Annotated in this window: 18 protein-coding genes; 10 read left to right on the forward strand and 8 right to left on the reverse strand. The window is 42.1% G+C overall.

From position 1 onward, the window contains the following. Positions 1-245 precede the first annotated feature (245 nt). Entirely contained in the window at positions 246-1,082 is an 837-nt protein-coding gene (locus ELZ11_RS09950; RefSeq protein ID WP_137357252.1) for a LysR family transcriptional regulator, read from the forward strand. An 83-nt stretch (positions 1,083-1,165) separates the two neighbouring features. Here the strand turns inward: ELZ11_RS09950 and ELZ11_RS09955 are convergent, their stop codons facing one another. From ELZ11_RS09955 to ELZ11_RS09970, 4 genes are all read right to left on the reverse strand, one after another. Continuing rightward, a complete protein-coding gene (locus tag ELZ11_RS09955; RefSeq protein ID WP_137357253.1) occupies positions 1,166-2,197 on the reverse strand; it encodes an HlyD family secretion protein in 1,032 nt (343 codons plus the stop codon). A gap of 3 nt (positions 2,198-2,200) precedes the next feature. Then, entirely contained in the window at positions 2,201-2,707 is a 507-nt protein-coding gene (locus ELZ11_RS09960) for a magnesium transporter (protein ID WP_374939813.1), read from the reverse strand. Positions 2,708-2,891: 184 nt separating this feature from the next. Further along, positions 2,892-4,637, reverse strand: a complete 1,746-nt coding sequence (locus ELZ11_RS09965; RefSeq protein WP_137357255.1) for an EAL domain-containing protein — start codon at positions 4,635-4,637, stop codon at positions 2,892-2,894. A gap of 680 nt (positions 4,638-5,317) precedes the next feature. After that, on the reverse strand, positions 5,318-6,358 hold the full coding sequence (locus tag ELZ11_RS09970) for an alkene reductase (protein WP_137357256.1): 1,041 nt from the start codon (positions 6,356-6,358) through the stop codon (positions 5,318-5,320). 140 nt (positions 6,359-6,498) lie between these two features. Between ELZ11_RS09970 and ELZ11_RS09975 the strand changes: the two genes are divergently transcribed. Further along, entirely contained in the window at positions 6,499-7,077 is a 579-nt protein-coding gene (locus ELZ11_RS09975) for a TetR/AcrR family transcriptional regulator (protein ID WP_137357257.1), read from the forward strand. 182 nt (positions 7,078-7,259) lie between these two features. Here the strand turns inward: ELZ11_RS09975 and ELZ11_RS09980 are convergent, their stop codons facing one another. From ELZ11_RS09980 to ELZ11_RS09990, 3 genes are read right to left on the reverse strand one after another with little or no spacing between them, the layout of a single operon-like run. Then, on the reverse strand, positions 7,260-8,384 hold the full coding sequence (locus ELZ11_RS09980; protein WP_137357258.1) for an HDOD domain-containing protein: 1,125 nt from the start codon (positions 8,382-8,384) through the stop codon (positions 7,260-7,262). Then, positions 8,365-10,440 (reverse strand): MHYT domain-containing protein, encoded by a 2,076-nt coding sequence (locus ELZ11_RS09985; protein WP_137357259.1) that lies wholly within the window; start codon positions 10,438-10,440, stop codon positions 8,365-8,367. The genes ELZ11_RS09980 and ELZ11_RS09985 overlap by 20 nt, the downstream gene beginning before the upstream one ends. Before the next feature lie 45 nt (positions 10,441-10,485). Then, the gene (locus ELZ11_RS09990; protein ID WP_137357260.1) at positions 10,486-11,658 is read right to left on the reverse strand and encodes an HD domain-containing phosphohydrolase; all 1,173 of its coding nucleotides are present in this window, start codon (positions 11,656-11,658) and stop codon (positions 10,486-10,488) included. A 323-nt stretch (positions 11,659-11,981) separates the two neighbouring features. On the opposite strand from ELZ11_RS09990, the gene ELZ11_RS09995 reads away from it, so the two are divergent. Then, positions 11,982-12,398: a hypothetical protein gene (locus ELZ11_RS09995; protein ID WP_137357261.1), complete on the forward strand. Its 417-nt coding sequence runs from the start codon at positions 11,982-11,984 to the stop codon at positions 12,396-12,398. Positions 12,399-12,464: 66 nt separating this feature from the next. Next, positions 12,465-12,761 carry a Dabb family protein gene (locus ELZ11_RS10000; RefSeq protein WP_137357262.1) on the forward strand — a complete coding sequence of 99 codons (297 nt, stop codon included), beginning with the start codon at positions 12,465-12,467 and terminating at the stop codon, positions 12,759-12,761. Positions 12,762-12,898: 137 nt separating this feature from the next. Here the strand turns inward: ELZ11_RS10000 and ELZ11_RS10005 are convergent, their stop codons facing one another. Beyond that, positions 12,899-13,081: a hypothetical protein gene (locus ELZ11_RS10005; protein ID WP_137357263.1), complete on the reverse strand. Its 183-nt coding sequence runs from the start codon at positions 13,079-13,081 to the stop codon at positions 12,899-12,901. A gap of 290 nt (positions 13,082-13,371) precedes the next feature. On the opposite strand from ELZ11_RS10005, the gene ELZ11_RS10010 reads away from it, so the two are divergent. The 6 genes from ELZ11_RS10010 (at position 13,372) to ELZ11_RS10030 (ending at position 16,344) form a co-directional block, all read left to right on the forward strand. Continuing rightward, entirely contained in the window at positions 13,372-14,238 is an 867-nt protein-coding gene (locus ELZ11_RS10010) for an NAD-dependent epimerase/dehydratase family protein (RefSeq protein WP_137357264.1), read from the forward strand. Beyond that, positions 14,235-14,708 carry a GNAT family N-acetyltransferase gene (locus ELZ11_RS10015; RefSeq protein ID WP_137357265.1) on the forward strand — a complete coding sequence of 158 codons (474 nt, stop codon included), beginning with the start codon at positions 14,235-14,237 and terminating at the stop codon, positions 14,706-14,708. Before ELZ11_RS10010 ends, ELZ11_RS10015 begins: the two co-directional genes overlap by 4 nt. 90 nt (positions 14,709-14,798) lie before the next feature. Then, the gene (locus ELZ11_RS10020) at positions 14,799-15,275 is read left to right on the forward strand and encodes a GNAT family N-acetyltransferase (RefSeq protein ID WP_137357266.1); all 477 of its coding nucleotides are present in this window, start codon (positions 14,799-14,801) and stop codon (positions 15,273-15,275) included. 78 nt (positions 15,276-15,353) lie between these two features. Then, positions 15,354-15,560: a GDCCVxC domain-containing (seleno)protein gene (locus ELZ11_RS24010; protein ID WP_137357267.1), complete on the forward strand. Its 207-nt coding sequence runs from the start codon at positions 15,354-15,356 to the stop codon at positions 15,558-15,560. 120 nt (positions 15,561-15,680) lie between these two features. Next, complete coding sequence (locus ELZ11_RS23785) at positions 15,681-15,830, forward strand: hypothetical protein (RefSeq protein ID WP_167494657.1); 150 nt, start codon at positions 15,681-15,683, stop codon at positions 15,828-15,830. Between the two features lie 157 nt (positions 15,831-15,987). Then, a complete protein-coding gene (locus ELZ11_RS10030) occupies positions 15,988-16,344 on the forward strand; it encodes a MerR family transcriptional regulator (RefSeq protein WP_137357268.1) in 357 nt (118 codons plus the stop codon). Positions 16,345-16,398: the final 54 nt, after the last annotated feature.

Genomic DNA, 16,398 nt, shown 5'->3' on the forward strand with positions numbered 1-16,398 from the left:
TTCATCGAACGTGTTATATATGGTAGTCGTTTTATTGTGAGACTAATGGCATCGACCTAATTGGAGAACTCACCGAAAGTATAGTCGTTTGATTTCATGATTGCGTTTCAACCTCGAGTTGTGGATCTTTAGTGGGTATTCATTCTAGGCTTAAGAAGGAGCCAAGCTTATTTGGGTTAAATCCATTGGAAACATGAGATTATTTACGTTAGTTTGGCTAAAGATATGAACAAAAGTGAATGCTGATGAATGATTTAAATGCGCTTCATGTGTTTTTGGCATTAATGCAAACTCGCTCAACTCAACGTGCAGCCGTCAAGATTGGGCGTTCTCAGTCTTATGTTTCAAAGGTATTGGCGCAACTTCGGGAAGAGTTGAACGATCCACTGTTTCTGAGAGAGGCTTCAGGCCTTGCGCCTTCTGATTACGCACAGTCAATTGAACCGAAAGTTCGAGCGGCATTAGCGCAGTTAGACTTAGCCTTAGAACCCGAAAATTTTGATCCTATGTCGCTAGACAAGGTGACACTGCATATAGTTGAGCCATACCTAGTACAATTTGGTCGCGAAATCATTCGTACTATTCGTGCAGAAACCAACGCTGTTATTGAATTGAGGCAGTGGGGAGAACACAGTGAATCGTTGATTCAGAGTGAAGATGTGGACGTTGGCTTACACATTATCAATGATAAACCGCAAAGCTTTTATCAAAGACGTATTCATTCTGGCGCTGGATATTTTGAAGGGAATCGAGACGGAGAATACGTTAAGTTTATTATTTCTGGCGTTAATGAGCATGCAGACCACTTTAAAGCGCTCGACCCTGATGTTGAGGTTGGCGTCATAGTTGATAGCCACCATCTGATGAATCAATTGATGGATGATTGCTTCACGTTAAGGTACGAACCTTACCTGGATAAAGAACAACATCATAAACTTAATATTGATGTTGCCTTGATCACCAAAGCTTCACTTCGTCATGCCGCTATACAAAAATGGCTTTCGGAGTTACTGGTCGGCATTGTTGATAGCTTTGTACAGCAGTGGGTAAGCCTAAGTAATGTAAGCAAGAAGCCTAAGTAATGTATTTTGGTGAACTAGTGTTATACAAACAAAAAGGAAGCCGAGTGGCTTCCTTTTTTGGTAATAAGGCGAGGTAAAGAGACTTAGAGCGCAGATAGGTAAGATTTGTAGGCTTTGAGTCGCACGGTCGCCGCGCCGATAATGTCCATAAAGCCAAGTGCAGGATGCGGTTTGTTAGCCGAGACCCAACCTGAACCAGTTGCACCAATCGGAACGTTATAGCCTTCTGGTTCTTCGAATTCGATGACAATAGTACGGCCATGCGAGCCTGTATTGTTACCTACGTGCTGGCGAACATGTTGTGACCCATTCATCACGGAAACACGCGCTTCACCCGTGCCGGCCGTTAAGCTATGCACACGACCACGGAATATCTCACCCGGATACGCGTCGACATAGAATTCGGCAAATTGACCTACTTCAATTCCGCGATATGTTTGGTCGGCAATGCGCATCTCAACAAACTTCTTACTGGTGTCGTACAGATGCATGTTACCGATACGAGTACCATTCACTATGTTCGTGATAGACAACTGCCCATCAAATGGCGCTCGGATTTCACGACGTTCATTTTGCCAATTTGCGGTGGCCATTTGTGCCTCGATATTGAGGATTTGTGCATTAACCGCTGCTATTTTTGCTTCGGTCGATTCAATACGAGTTCTTAGATCGTCACGTTGGTATTCTTGAGCAAAATCTTCGAGCTTGTTAAGGCGTGCTAAGTTCTTCTTGTCGTTCTCTATCTGGTGTACTAACGCAAGTATTTCCGCTTGTGCTGCTTCTTTCTGTGCTTGCAGTCCGTGCATTTGAGATTCAGTGTCTTCGGTGCGCAGCGTGTAGATAAGGTCGCCTTTTTTGACTATCTGGTTGTGGTCGACAAATACTTGTTCAACTTCCTGCCCAAGGAGTGGGCTAAGCACAGCATGTGGCGCTTTAACTGTCGTGCTATCGGTTAAGTCGGCAGGCGACCAAAATCGGTGAGCGGTAAACAAAGCAAAAGCGAGAAGAATTCCAGTACTGACGATGATCACTGCGTTTTTCAGTGTCCATTGAATCACGCCAGCTTTGACTAGAATCCAGCAAATTAGCACGTATGGCAGCATAATTTCTTTCATGACTTAGTCCTCTACTCGTTTCGCTGGGGCGCGGCCGTTACGAATAATGTTCGACAGTTCTTGGGCAAGTACGTCCCAGCGAGCAAACGCGATGATGATGGCGAGTACCCACCACGCTTTATCGATGAATAAGCCACAAAGTGATAACGCAAACACTATCTGAGTGTGAGCACTAGACATTTCGGCCGCTCGATGAACCGCGACTTCATGCAATTGCCAAAATAGATAAGCAACATAGATTAAGATAGCGACGGTGACAAAGAAGACGAAGCCCATGAAAACTTCAGAATCAAGCAAGGCTAAAATGCTTGGGTAGCCGTTTGAGAAGTAATCTTCAGGTAGAGATTTGCCGTGAATCGTGCCTAGTTTAGATAATCCGACCGAGGCCCCGATAAGAACACCTAAGCCAATGATTAATTTAAGTAAATATGTAGCAGTTATGCTGGTGATCCGTTTGAGTTTATCCATCAGTCCTTTAGTTGGTATTGTGGGAGTCTTATTGATTGACATGATGCATTGAGCCTTAGTTATTGATCTGGAATCACCATACACACTACGGCACGTTTATATGGAATAAACGAAATTCCGAATAAATGTATTCGTGCGAAAAGCGCGCAATCATAAACTGAAAATAAATGCCAGCAGGGGAGTGCTGGCATTATAAAAAGGAGAGTGGTTGCTGTAGTTGGGCTGGCTACTGTTGCTCGTTTTTTTCTGCTCGGCTATACAGGTAACCTTGGTGTAGGTAGTAACCAAGTTGGCAAAGGATGTATTGCTGCCTACGTGTCTCAACACCTTCATAAATCATGGTCATGTTCGACAGCCTACCGATTTCTGAAATATTCAATAAAACCCCCTTATGGTGTTCGCCAGATTCGATATCCTTTACGAAGCAACGATCAAGCTTTAGGTAAGTCGGTGATATCGCGCTAATGATCTCGATATTGTTATTACCCGTTCCAAAATCATCCAGTGCAATGGTAATGCCTAAACTTTTAATTTCTTTAATATTATCAATGACCTCACAACCATATCCTATGTTGGAATATTCAGTGATCTCGACGATGAACTCATTGGCTTCCATTGCTGATAAATGATGTTTAATCTTGCTGAAATTGGCTCCAACTAAAGCGCTAGGGCAAACATTCACACCATAGATCGCGTGGCTGTTGTTCAATTTGGCATTCTTTACTGTTTCGATGAGTAAGATCGTATGAAACGTCAGTAGGTTGATTCCCCTCATTGAGTTGATGAAATCAAGAACGCCAACATTGCGAACTCGCGAAAGCAATTCGTAATATAGGATGCTGTTGTCTTCAGTATTAATGATTGGCTCTTCTTCGAAGCTAATATGCTGCCATTGAATTAGGTACTTCAAAAAGCCGATGATGTAAGTGCGATAAAAGAAAATCGTTAGAAAAAGAAACAACGCCACCCATAACGTGAGAATGTGCTGACTATAAAGTGTGAGAGTGGCACCGGAAGGTAAATCATAGCTGTAAAGTTTGATGCCTGGATCTCCAAGCGTGACGATGTAAAAGCCATTTTTCTCAATGGATACAGAATCGATGAACAGCGGTAAAAGTGAGTTTCGATAGCGCGCTTCTATCGAACGCTTAGAGATTCGTGCGACAAGGCTAGTGCCCGTATCCGGGTTATTAAATCGAGTGTAAGAGAAATCTAGACTGTTATAGAAGTCATCATTGTTGTCCGCATCTACTGGTTTGCTTTCGTTTCTAGAAATAAAACAAGCGTCATCTTGGGTTGTAAGGACAACGGAATCTAGATTGAGTGAGTGCCTTAATGCGTGTACAGAACCATCTCGATAGCAGCCGTAACTCATCACTTCCTCAGCGATTTCTTTGGTATTCTCGCTGTACTCGTTGGCTATTTTCGTTGTGTATAGAATCTGGAAAAAGTAGATAACAAAAAGAATAATAGATGAAATACTCACCATTTTTATCGACGATTTGATCAGCTCTTGGTGGTATGAAGTGAACATGAGTTTGATAACGTCAAGGGAAGAGGGCTTAAACTGGCTAATATCGACTTTGGTGCTTTTGCAGTCAGTCGGCCTCTTTTCTAAATCGATGAAATAGCCCACTTTATATAAGTTAGATATTAACTCGCTATTACTTTCTATATTTGCATCTTTACATAAACTTCGATATTTCTTTCGTATTGATGCAATAATGTTTTTTAATGCGTATAAACTGAATTCTTCGTTAAAGTGTGATTTAAAAGATTCTTCTACGTCACGTGCAGACTGTGGGTTTGAGATAGAGGAATTCTCGGCTAAATATTTTAGTACAAAACTTTCTTTACTATTAAGGTTCTCCTCTGATATTTTATTGCAGTTCCTTTTTATATAAATTTTTTCTTCATTATAGACCAATTGCAAGCTCTCATTATTGTTGTTTATATTGAAAGAACAGTGCATGACTTAACTCCTAAGCAGTATTTATAATTTTGTTATGATCATTATCTAGTGATTGGCATATTCATTTGTGCTGTAAAATGGCAAAAATACCAAGCGTATAGCACTTAACGATAACTTTAAAATGGTGATCTATATCACAGGTTATTGTTTATAATGAAAAAGTGTAGAGATGCTCATCCAAGACTGAATTTATAAATCAATGCAAGTGTATTACAAGAGGTAAAGCGGATTTATCCATGAATTTTGGTGTTTATCCAATTGGATTAGTAAAATTTAGGAGTTTTTAAGTGCTAGATTAGCGAGTGCTACATTAGCTTTTGATAAGGTTTTCGTTTGATAGGTTTTATCAGTCTTTAATCATTTTAGATATTTTCCGTTTTTTAAATCATCAGATAGATATTCACTTTGTTTTTAATTTTCCCTTTATAATTCTATTATATCTATTCAGACTATATGTAATTAACTGGATGGGGTTAATTAATTTAATCGACAGATTTTTTAATAAAGGTCTAATCAATATCTGATGGTAAGTATATAACCGTAAATAAACAAAAAAGCCATCAAGAATGAGCCTGATGGCGAAAGTGTTTTCAGTGAAAGGAGAACAACTGGAAACAATAATATGTGGCAACGAAAAGGCAGTGTTGCGTTAATTTTTGAAATTTGTGGCTATCAAAGGTTTAAACTAATTCAGCAAGCATTTCGTCAGAATATGCAACTAATTCATCACCAGCTTTCACTTTAGCGACATAATCTGGGTTGGCGATTAGTGGGCGACCGATAGCCAGTAAATCAAACTTATTCGACGCTATCGCTTCGCTACCTGATTGCGCAGTGTAACTTCCTACACCTACTAGTGTTTTGCTATAGTTCGCTCGTAGGTAAGCAGAAGCGCTGCCGTCTAAGTAGTCGAAGGTCATCGAGTCATCAAAAATACCAACGTGTAGATATGCTAGGTTTCGCTGGTCAAGCTCTGTAAGCAAGTAGTCGAAAACTTCGCGGTCACGTTTATCTTCTTCGATATTAAAGTAAGCCCCCGGAGATACACGCAGAGCGGTTCTGTCTTCACCAATACGATCCGAAATTGCATCAATTACTGACAACGGGAAACGCGCCATGTTTTCCGCACTGCCACCAAACTCATCTTCACGAACGTTACTAGAGTAGTGTAGGAATTGGTCGATAAGGTAGCCATTTGCACCGTGGATCTCTACACCATCAAACCCCGCATCAATCGCATTCGCGGCAGCTTGGCTGTAATCCTTCACTAGCTCTTCAATTTCATCTTTGGTTGCTGGCTTAGGAACAAGGTAAGTCAATTCGCGCATACGAGGCACAGTGCCTTCAACAGCACTCGCTGATGGTGCTAGTACGTGGTCACCGTTGTAAAAGTGTGGATGGGCTACACGGCCTGTATGCCAAAGTTGAGCAAATATTTTGCCACCATTCGCATGTACGGCGTCTGTCACGACTTTCCAGCCCTTAATTTGTTCAGGCGAGAACAACCCCGGTGTGTTTGGGTAGCCTTGGCCATCAGGGCGAATAATTACCGCCTCAGAAATGATCAGTCCCGTGTCAGCACGGCGCGCATAGTAGTCCGCCATAGCTTGAGTTGGAACTAAGTTTTCATCCGCCATGCAGCGAGTGAGAGGCGCCATTAGAATACGGTTTTGTAGTGTGATGGTTTCGTTTAGTGCGAGAGGTTGAAATAAGTTTTCCATGCTGAGCCTTTTGTATATTCGGTGATTTCTTGAATGCCCATTCAAATTAGAACAACTTGAACGATCATTCAAGAACTTTTTTGAATGAATGTTCAAAATCGGTTAGAATCTACGAATACCCACTTAATCTGAGAACCGATATGCGCAGTGCCGAGTTTGATCGAGAAAAAGTTTTACGATCTGCCATGGATGCTTTTATTAGCAAGGGCTACAGCAAAACCAGTATGCAAGATTTGAAGAAGGCTACGGGCTTACATCCGGGGTCAATTTACTGTGCATTTGAAAACAAACGAGGGCTGTTGGTTGCCGCTCTTGAACATTATCGCTCAGAGCGTAATGCTGAGTTTCAAGCCCTGTTTGATAGCAAGCCAACTGTTATTGATGGCTTAACGGCATATTTGGAAAATGTGGTTGAAGAGTGTGAAAGTGAACAGATTCAAGATTGCTTGCTTCAAAAAGCAATGAGTGAGCTGGCGCATCAAGACGATGAAGTTGAAGGCATTATCAGTACAATGTTGAACGAATGGCAGCATGCATTTACTGACAAGCTAAGACTCGCTCAAGAGAATAATGAAATTTCTGCAGAACGTTCGTCTGAAGAGCTCTCTCAATTTCTGGTAATGGGAATTTACGGAATCCGAACGTTTTCTCACACCAATCCTGAGCAAGGTTCATTAACCCGATTAAGCGAGCAATTATTGAATTACATTCGCGGCTAATGAGCCGCGCTTGCTAAATCAGTATGCCGTGAAAGCTGAACGAAGTTATGTACTCGTTCAGCTTTTTTGTTTGCGGAATGATGAGTAGCTTTGAGAGTACAACGAAGGATTCATATCTCGGCGAGTGCCATGTAGCTGTCGGGATAAAGAACTTAGATTTAGATACGTGGAAGCACGGATAATCAATTGCGAACTTGGCTAGCCCATAATGGCAATTTGTTTTCTAACTCGAAATGAGCGACGACTTGCTCTGAAATCTTCTCGCCACTGATTAGGCAGTTGGCTACGTAGACTGCGCAGGCCGCACCGAAGGGCTCTTTAATCAATTGCTCAGGGTCATTGTGGATCAGTATATGGTTGATGATTGAAGCTGGAAAACGCCAAAAGTAGAGTAAATAGGCGCCAAGTTGTTCCGATTTTGTGTTGAATAGGTATTTTTCTAAGTGCGATTTATCCATTCCTTTCGTTTTTGAACAAATATAAGCACTCATTAGATCTGGCGTGATTTTCATTCTTACGTATTCTCCTAGGTGGTGAAGCATACCCACCAAAAACACCTTATCTTTTTGTTCATCGTCGACAAAACCAGACGCGAGCATGGCGACTTTGTAACTGTTGGTTCGTAGGTCTTCGAGCGGTTTACTGGCATCGTTGAGTGAAACGGCCCCGACTTCTAAAAGCGACATAATGCTGATAATGATTTGACGCCCTAAGCGGTTAATCGCTTCAGGAATACTGCTAACTTCTAACTTATCCCTGAAAGTAGCGTTGTTAGCGATGTGCAAAATCTTGGCGCACATTGCAGGATCTTGGCTTATTAGCATCGAAATCTCATGCATTGATGCGCTGTTGTCTTGAAGTTTTCTTTGTACCTGAAAGAAGGACTTAGGGCTAATCGGGAGCGAAGTAATAGTACCGATGGCACTTTGAATGGTTCTGTCCGGAAAAAGGTCGAGTATTTCTGAAATTCGAGCCATCTCTTCTTTGAGTGTTTCAGGCTTACAGGGTTTAGTGAACGCTTGGTGGGCAAAAAAGCCGCCTTTTACGGTAATGATAGGATCTGAATAGCCTGATAGGGATGCGCGAATAATGCTGGGGTATTGTTTACTCACGATTTTAAGTAATTCAGCGCCATCCATACCTGGCATTAACATGTCTGAGATGATCACGTCTATCGGCTCATTTTCAAGTATCGTTAACGCTGCTTCACCGCCTTCTGCTGTATACAAATCCCAACCTGCGCCAAACAAGGCGCGTTTCAAACCGTTTAAGATCATCTTCTCATCATCAACCAGTAAGACTTTCACGATAGCCTCCTTCCGTAGAATCCGAAAGTTCTGATTCTTGATTGTTATCGATGCTTGATGGGTTCTCTTGTGCCATCTCAAGCGGCAGGATAATAGAGAAGGTAGTGCCTTCGCCTGGGGTACTTTCCGTTTTTATTTTTCCTTTGTGTAAATCCGTAATAACTGAGTAGGCGAGGTTTAATCCTTGACCTGTCCCTTTGCCTACATCTTTAGTGGTAAAGAAAGGGTCAAAAATTCGATTGATGATGTTTTCTGGAATGCCCACTCCGTTGTCTTCAATTTTGATGACCGCGTCGTTTCCACTGAGCTGAGTTGATATTTTGATGAGGCCTAAACAATCATCAATGTCGGCGTACCTTTCTTGTATTGCATGTGCCGCGTTAATAACAAAATTCAGTATGACTTGGTTAAACTCATCGCGATAACAAGGCACAGTCGGTAGGTTTTCATCGAAATCAGTTTCTACTTTGGCAACATAACGCCATTCACCACGAGCGATAGTGATCGTGGACTCTATCGCTTCGGCGATATCGACATTTTGTTTCTCGTAGTTACTCGAATGAGAAAAGGATTTCATTGCACGGACGATCTTGTTTATTCGTTGCAGTCCTTCAAGGGACTGATCTAATGCGAGCGGTATTTCCTCAGTCATGAAGCCAATGTCGTTTTGGCTAAGTTCATTCATGATTTGTTGAGGGTAATCTTCAATTGCTTGATTTTGATGACTTTCAGTAAGCGTTTTGACGCTGTTGATGGTATTTAAGCAGCTTTGAAAGGCGTCTTTGAGGAAAACAGTATTGTCAGACACATATTGGGTTGGCGTGTTAATTTCGTGTGCGATACCCGCAGCAAGTTGCCCCATGGATTCTAGTTTTTGCGCCTGCCTTAATTGCTGCTCTAATTCTAAGCGCGCTGAAATATCGCGAATTACGCAGTTGAATAAACGCATGTCGTCGTGGCGAGTCGACATGGCAGAAATACTCACTTCGACAGGAAACATTTGCCCGTTACTTCGCATCGCTTCCATTGCAATATTGGTTTGATGATCTAAAAGTGCGACATCTTCTGCGGGTAGGGTATTGCGATCAAACTTCGGCATCAGATCTTGGATATTCTTACCGGTAATTAGGCTTTCTTTGTAATCAAACATCTTCAAGCCCATGAAGTTGATGCTGTCTATTACGCCTGTTTCATTGACGATGATCAGGCCATCAGCAAGGTTATTCACGATGTCTTTTTCACGGGTTAGACTCGCTTCAACAGAAGATTCGGCAATTTGCAGTCGATTGTCGACAATCGAGCAAAAAGCGGTGGCCGCAACGATAACGATAGCGAAAAACGCCACCACAAGAGCGATCATGTGTGCATTACTCATGTGCATGCCAATGTTACTTGCCCCGTTTGCTGCATAAAAGCTAACTGAACCCATCGCCGTGTAGTGCATGCCAGCGACAGAAAGCCCCATAATGGTGGACACGAAGAACCGACGGTGTACCTCTTCGTTATAGCTTTGGTTTTGAAGCTTAATGAGGTAAATCGCAATGCATGCAAAAAGGTGTGCGACTACGATGGAGAGAACAAAAAGCGTGAAGTCGTATACCATAAGCACGTCCATTTTCATCGCTTCCATACCGATGAAATGCATGCTGCCAATGCCTAGTGCGAGATAAAGCGCACTCATCTGAATATTAATGGCCGAGAAATCTTGCTTAGACAGAATTTGAAATGCGAAAAAGGCTCCGAAAATAGGGGGCACTAACGAAAGTAAAGTTAATCCAGGATCATAAGACATAGGTACGGGGATCATAAATGCCAGCATACCCGTGAAGTGCATCGCCCATACGCCTAAGCCGAAAACGATGCTGCCGAATACACGCCAAAGCTTTACTGTTTTTGCGTTATTGGAAAACCACATCCGTTCGATAACGATTAAACATGAATAAGCCGCCAAGCTCGATATCGCCACCGAGAGAAGAATGAGATAAACATTAAACTGACCTTCCAGTAATAGGTAATTTTGTTCATTTACGGATTGAAATCGCCAAAACTCAAACATAGCCTTGTACCCCAATAGAAACTGACATTGTTATATTTATGCTCTTTATATTTGATGGTCCTGAAGCTTGGTTGGCTCTTTGACCTCAGCTTCTATTATGGAAACTTGCGCATCCCAAGACATAGCTCGATTACGTAAGCAATGTCGGATGATGTTGATCAACGCGTCAGTTACTTTCTGGCCTTTACTCGCCACTAACTGACCGCGGTCAGTCCGCAGCTCTTGATTTAACACCATTTCTGGAGCAAGGTCTGCGATACCTATGCTGGCTACGGGCCTTTCAAAAGTTAACGTTGTTTTAAATGCCGTGAACAGAGTAGGGTCGTAGAGCTCTTTTTGCTCACTCAAGGTCTCGATGGCTTGTAATGCTGGGACTTTGGCTTTTTCTAAGCGAGTGTAGTCACACACAATCTTTAGCATTCGCGCGCCAAGTGGTAGCTCTTTTCCTTTGAGCTCATCTTCGGGTAGCCCTTCACCATTAAAACCTTTGTCTTGATATTGAATGGCATTGGCTATGGTTCCCATTCTTGGGATACGTCGAATTAAGTCGGCTGCGAGCGTTGCGTGCTGGGTAAAGTATTGCTGGTCTTCTTCAGACAGTTGTTTGCCATCGTGAATGCTCTTTAATGTACTTTCAGGGAAAATGATGTAGCCCAGTTGCGAAAGCTGAACCATAGGCTCAAAGCTCCAATGGGGTTTGAGCTTTATCGTTTTGGCGAGCCGTCCCATATGGTATTGAATCCGAGAGTTATGTTCGCTGATTTCAGGGTTCACTAATGACAACACTTCATTTAGCACACTGATGACGCCTTTTAGCGTTTTGTTGAGTAAAACCTTCTCAGCCACGATTAAATCGTATTGATGGATCGCTGACTTTATATAGACGAGCAGTTCATCGGGTGAACAAGGTTTGTTGATAAACCGAAACACGTCGCCAATATTTACCGCGTCGACGGCTGTTTTTTGATCCGCGTTGCCAGTAAACATCATTCTGACGGTATCGGGCGACAACTCTTGTACGGCTTGGAGCAACTCAAGCCCGTTCATCTCTGGCATTTTCATATCAGAGATAACCACGGCGTATTGTTTTTTTGCGATTAGTTTGAGGGCTTCTTCACCTGAGTTAGCGAGATCGAGAGAGACGTGGTTACGAAGGGTTCTTCTAAATGAGTTAAGAATATTGATTTCATCATCAACTAATAAAATAGGCTTATCCATAAGCAAATACTCAACGTGTTGCATTTATATTTTGAGTATAGTGCAGATTATATTTTATGAAATTAAAGGCTTATAAAATGTAGGTTTAGTTTGATTAGGGTCAGGAATGAGTATGAAAAGCAAGTTGCGAGAAGTCGCTTATCGGTGATCAATAAGTCACATTCAATTTCTGACGATTATATTCTCCGCCTGATAGGGGCACTCATGGCGAAGCAATATGCCCATGCAGTCGCCGACGCTGACATTTCACATCTTAGTCATACGGACTTAAAGATAAACTCTAGTAACATCGATCTCCGATATCGTAGTGAGGGACAAAGGCTATGTATAAACGAACGCAACTTAATAAGACGTTGTTAGTGATTCTTGTGATCATCAGTGCTGCTGTCGTTCTAACTTCGGCCGACTACCTGAGCGTGTTAGTTGCGATAGCAATTAACCTAGTGCTCGCTGGGCTCTTTTGGTCGATGACAGTGGAAGTTAAAAATACACGTGTGAGTTGGTATTTCGGGTCCGGCTTTTTTCGAAAGGAATTAAGCGCGTTAGACATTGTAGAAACTTCAACGTATCAAACCAAATGGTATCAAGGTATTGGAATTAGGTTGTTGAAAGATGGTTGGTTATACAATGCCTCAGTGGGTAGTGCTCTCAAGCTAACGATGAAAAGTGGAAATAACGTTTACCTTGGTTGCCCTGACATCGAAAGGCTACAGAAAGAACTTGATAAAGTCGTTAAGTAACGTGTTCATTTAGAGTATGGTAAATGCCACGTGATAATCGCTATTGAATAGAAGAAAGGGACCTTAATGATTCGTCATATATTGCTGATCAAATTCAAACAAACCGCTTCATCCTCTGATATTGCTCATTTGAAAACACTCTTTGAGGGAATGCCAAACAAGGTCGAAGGCGTTGTAGCAGTTGAATGGGGAATCAACGACAGCCCAGAAAACAAGAACCAAGGATTTACGCATTCTGTGCTGATGACTTTTTCTGATGAAGCAGGGCGTCAGAACTATTTGCCACACCCAGAGCACGAAGTGTTAAAATCTGTATTCAGACCTCTGCTTGAAGATATCGTAGTGTTTGACTATCAAATGTAGCGACAGGTTTAAGCTCGCCCATATTGTTGAAATGAATCTCTTGAAATCGCCCAACGCTGATGTGTTGGGCGTTTTGCTTTTATCTCGATATTGGCGTAGTCAGCTTAAGTTCGTAATTTGTAGTTAGGGCTAGCAGACTAGGCGTGAATAACGATATCTTGGTCGTCGTCGGTCACAAGGCTCGCTTTATTCTGCTCGATGAGTTGTGCTGCATACGATGGCGTCACGGCTTGCATATTTCCTTTGGCTTTTATGGTGAGAGCTTCCCATGCCTGATCTCTGTATTTGCCTGCTTGTGTGTATCGAATAAGAACTTTCATCACTTTCTTTCCGGTGTAGTGGACGTGCTACTAACAGTAATCGGTTTGTGAGGGTTGCGCAGCTGTTAAATATGAAACATAAGATTAACCAAATGAACGCAATTTTTTCTAATTTAGTGCTATATAGCGAAATTAGTAACAAGTAGCGGTAGCGACCATTTCCTTTTAAATTGAATCACGATGCGTGGCATTTATCGGTGTTGTTACGGCAAGAGAATGTGATATAGATGTAACTATTAATTCGAAAATTCTCCTTTCCATTGATGGATAGTCTGAACGAGCAAAGGAATATGAAAGTACTAGTCGCAGGTGCAAGTGGGTACGTTGGACGCCATGTAGTAGAGGCATTTGGTCGTTGCGAGCACGATGTTTATATCTATTCTCGCGATTCAAAACAGCTTTTGAGTGAAGAAAGGTGTGTGACTACATCAAATACTGAAATGCATGGCATGTTTGATGTAGTGATTAATTGTGCCCGACCGCATTGGTCTCAGTTTAGTGCCGACCAGATTGTAAACATTGAGCAGGCTTTGTTAGCAGACCTGGAGCGATTTGCGTCTGATCGTGCCGTAAAGGTACATACCTCAGGCGTTTGGTTGTTTGGAAAAGCAGCAGGTGAAGACTTGCGACACTTTCATTTCAAACCGCTAGAAGCTGTAAAACAGGATGTCCGAACTGTAAAACGTGCTTTGGCGAATGGTTGGCACTTAGTGTATTGCCCAAGCTTAATTTATGGTGGTGAGCACTGCCAACTACGGCGTATTCTAGAAGAAAAATCTCACCGCACCATACAAGTCCCCATGCCCAGTGTGGGTTACAATCAGTATGTTCATGTAAAGGATGTCGCCAGCTTCTATATATTGTTGGCCACATGCAGTAAGCCGTTGAGTGAGAAGCAGCATTTTATCGCTGAAGAAGAAGGTTTTTCGCCTCTAGAGTTTGCAACATTGCTAACGGAAAATGGTGTTATGGAACGCATCGAAACGGTCGAGTGGGATTGGTTTGAACAAGAATATGGATCTGAGGCAGTTGAAGTCGAGAAGCTCGATTTGAAATTACCAATTAGTCGTCATTTCACTCCCAGATTTAAACTAAGAAGCTACATTTCACAATACAACAATAGTCAGTCGAACAGTCAAAGGAAAGACAACCAATGATCATTACCAATACTCTCGTCCCGGGTGATTTGGGGGATGTAGTTAGGCAGCATGGGCTCATTTATTCAAAAGAATACGGCTATGACGCAACGTTTGAGGCCTATGTGGCAGAGCCTCTTGCGCAGTTTGTGCAGAGACAAAACTCGCGTGAAAGAATCTGGGTAGCGAAAAGCGATAACACCTTGATTGGCTCCATCTGTATTTGTGAAGTTTCTCAATCTGAAGCGCAGTTGCGTTGGTTTTCAGTCTCTCCAGAGGCGCGTGGCAAAGGGTTAGGCAAAACATTGATTGATAATGCTCTTACCTTTTGTATTGCTACCGGTTATTCAAAGGTGGTCCTGTGGACCGTTGATGGGTTGGCTGCGTCTAAAGCCCTGTATGTAAAAAATGGTTTTGAGCTTGTGGTCGAACGCGAGCTTGAACTGTGGGGAAAAGTTCAACTTGAGCAGTGTTACGAAAAGGTTTTGTAAGCCAAGTGAGCTGAGAATGCTCGAAGTGCGCTTAAACATTGAAACAGGTTGATGCTTAAGTTGTGACGTAGCAACACATAGAGGTGATAAATGCAGTTGGTTCCTTTCGAAGATGAACATGCGTCGATAGTAAAAGATTGGTTTGAGAGCAAACAAGACGCACTCATGTGGGGAGGTCGTGTATTCGGTTGGCCTCTTTTATCTAAAGCCATCATTGAGCGCTCTTTAGCTAATGAAATCGAGTTTTTTGTGTTGATGAATCAAGACGAATTGGTGGGCTTCATCGAATTTCAAACCACATCTACGAATGAACTACGGTTTTGTCGAGTCGCCGTTGCTCCGTCTTCTCGAGGGAAGGGAGTTGGTAAAGTTTTGATTAGAGCGGCTATAGAAAAGGCGAAAACAAACAGCGACATAACGGTTGTGACATTAGCAGTATTTAAAAATAATGTGTCAGCCAAAAAGTGCTATGAATCGATAGGGTTTGAAGTTTTCGATAGGGAGCCCAAGTATAAAGTATTTGATGGGCAAGTTTGGCCTTTGTACCAAATGAGACGCTTCCTTTAACCATTCACAGCTTGAGAGCAGCATGTTCGTAGTTGAATGTTCACTATGCTTAAATGAAATGCTAAGTGAGTAAAGAAGATGGATATTGAGTTGGAATCGGAATTAGTTTGTCCTAATTGCGGGTTTAAAAGCTTAGAAGAAATGCCAGTCGACGCTTGTCTTTATTTTTATGAGTGCCGAGGTTGTGGTGTGATATTAAAACCGCTCGCTGGCGATTGTTGCGTGTTTTGTTCGTTTGGAAGTGTGCCTTGCCCACCAATTCAGAAGCATGGTAAATGCTGTTAACGGTTCAGAATGTTCACGCCAGCTTGATCATTAAATATTGATAGATTCAATAAAACTCTCTTGACCTAAACTTAACTTGAGGTTTTATCCTCTCCTTAACTTAAACAGGGAGAGAAAAGTATGCAAAACAATTACATCAAAGCACTGGCTGTTAAAACCTATCAAGAAGAACCCCAAAAAGAGCCTTACCGAAACACAAAACGCACCTTTCATTCACCTAGCTTTATTGCAGGCATACTCGTCTCGGTATTGATTGCTGGAGTATTGTGAATGGAAGGGACTAATCACAATAGTTAAGGTTAACGTTTCACTGATGAATACTGAGAAATTTCGGCACTAAGTTATTGATTAAAAACGACATCGCTTATTTTCCTAAACAATCAATGACTTCATTATTGCTGCGCTCAGCCTAATAAAAGGATCAACCATGAACATGAGAAGTTTTGCAGAGAGGGTAGGGTTGTCGCCTCATACTCTTCGATATTATGAAAAGATAGGCTTGCTTAGCAATGTGCAGCGTAATACAAGCGGCCACCGAGATTACTCGCAGAAAGACATAGATTGGATAACCTTTGTTAAGCGACTAAAAGAGACAGGAATGCCACTTTCTGAGATTCAGGGATACGCTCAGTTACGTGCATTAGGGGCGGATACAGCGCAACAACGCCAGCAGCTTTTAGAACGCCATAAAAAGAGTTTACAAGCACATATTGAATTGCAGCAAAGCCATCTAGCAGCGCTTGAAACTAAGATTAACTTATATAAGGACAACAAAGTCACTTGACTTAGAGTTAACTCTAACTTGTACGCTTTACTCCTACACAATAGAAGGAGTATC

The organism is Vibrio profundi, assembly GCF_005281835.1.
GTDB classification, from domain to species: domain Bacteria; phylum Pseudomonadota; class Gammaproteobacteria; order Enterobacterales; family Vibrionaceae; genus Vibrio; species Vibrio profundi.

Coding starts and splice junctions, on each gene's coding strand:
- ELZ11_RS10020 (WP_137357266.1), top strand. CDS start 14,799: ATGCAGTTGGTTCCTTTCGAAGATGAACATGCGTCGATAGTAAAAGAT.
- ELZ11_RS10030 (WP_137357268.1), top strand. CDS start 15,988: ATGAACATGAGAAGTTTTGCAGAGAGGGTAGGGTTGTCGCCTCATACT.
- ELZ11_RS10005 (WP_137357263.1), bottom strand. CDS start 13,081: ATGAAAGTTCTTATTCGATACACACAAGCAGGCAAATACAGAGATCAG.
- ELZ11_RS09990 (WP_137357260.1), bottom strand. CDS start 11,658: ATGGATAAGCCTATTTTATTAGTTGATGATGAAATCAATATTCTTAAC.
- ELZ11_RS23785 (WP_167494657.1), top strand. CDS start 15,681: ATGCAAAACAATTACATCAAAGCACTGGCTGTTAAAACCTATCAAGAA.
- ELZ11_RS10015 (WP_137357265.1), top strand. CDS start 14,235: ATGATCATTACCAATACTCTCGTCCCGGGTGATTTGGGGGATGTAGTT.
- ELZ11_RS09985 (WP_137357259.1), bottom strand. CDS start 10,440: ATGTTTGAGTTTTGGCGATTTCAATCCGTAAATGAACAAAATTACCTA.
- ELZ11_RS10010 (WP_137357264.1), top strand. CDS start 13,372: ATGAAAGTACTAGTCGCAGGTGCAAGTGGGTACGTTGGACGCCATGTA.
- ELZ11_RS10000 (WP_137357262.1), top strand. CDS start 12,465: ATGATTCGTCATATATTGCTGATCAAATTCAAACAAACCGCTTCATCC.
- ELZ11_RS09965 (WP_137357255.1), bottom strand. CDS start 4,637: ATGCACTGTTCTTTCAATATAAACAACAATAATGAGAGCTTGCAATTG.
- ELZ11_RS09960 (WP_374939813.1), bottom strand. CDS start 2,707: ATGTCAATCAATAAGACTCCCACAATACCAACTAAAGGACTGATGGAT.
- ELZ11_RS09950 (WP_137357252.1), top strand. CDS start 246: ATGAATGATTTAAATGCGCTTCATGTGTTTTTGGCATTAATGCAAACT.
- ELZ11_RS09955 (WP_137357253.1), bottom strand. CDS start 2,197: ATGAAAGAAATTATGCTGCCATACGTGCTAATTTGCTGGATTCTAGTC.
- ELZ11_RS24010 (WP_137357267.1), top strand. CDS start 15,354: ATGGATATTGAGTTGGAATCGGAATTAGTTTGTCCTAATTGCGGGTTT.
- ELZ11_RS09995 (WP_137357261.1), top strand. CDS start 11,982: ATGTATAAACGAACGCAACTTAATAAGACGTTGTTAGTGATTCTTGTG.
- ELZ11_RS09970 (WP_137357256.1), bottom strand. CDS start 6,358: ATGGAAAACTTATTTCAACCTCTCGCACTAAACGAAACCATCACACTA.
- ELZ11_RS09975 (WP_137357257.1), top strand. CDS start 6,499: ATGCGCAGTGCCGAGTTTGATCGAGAAAAAGTTTTACGATCTGCCATG.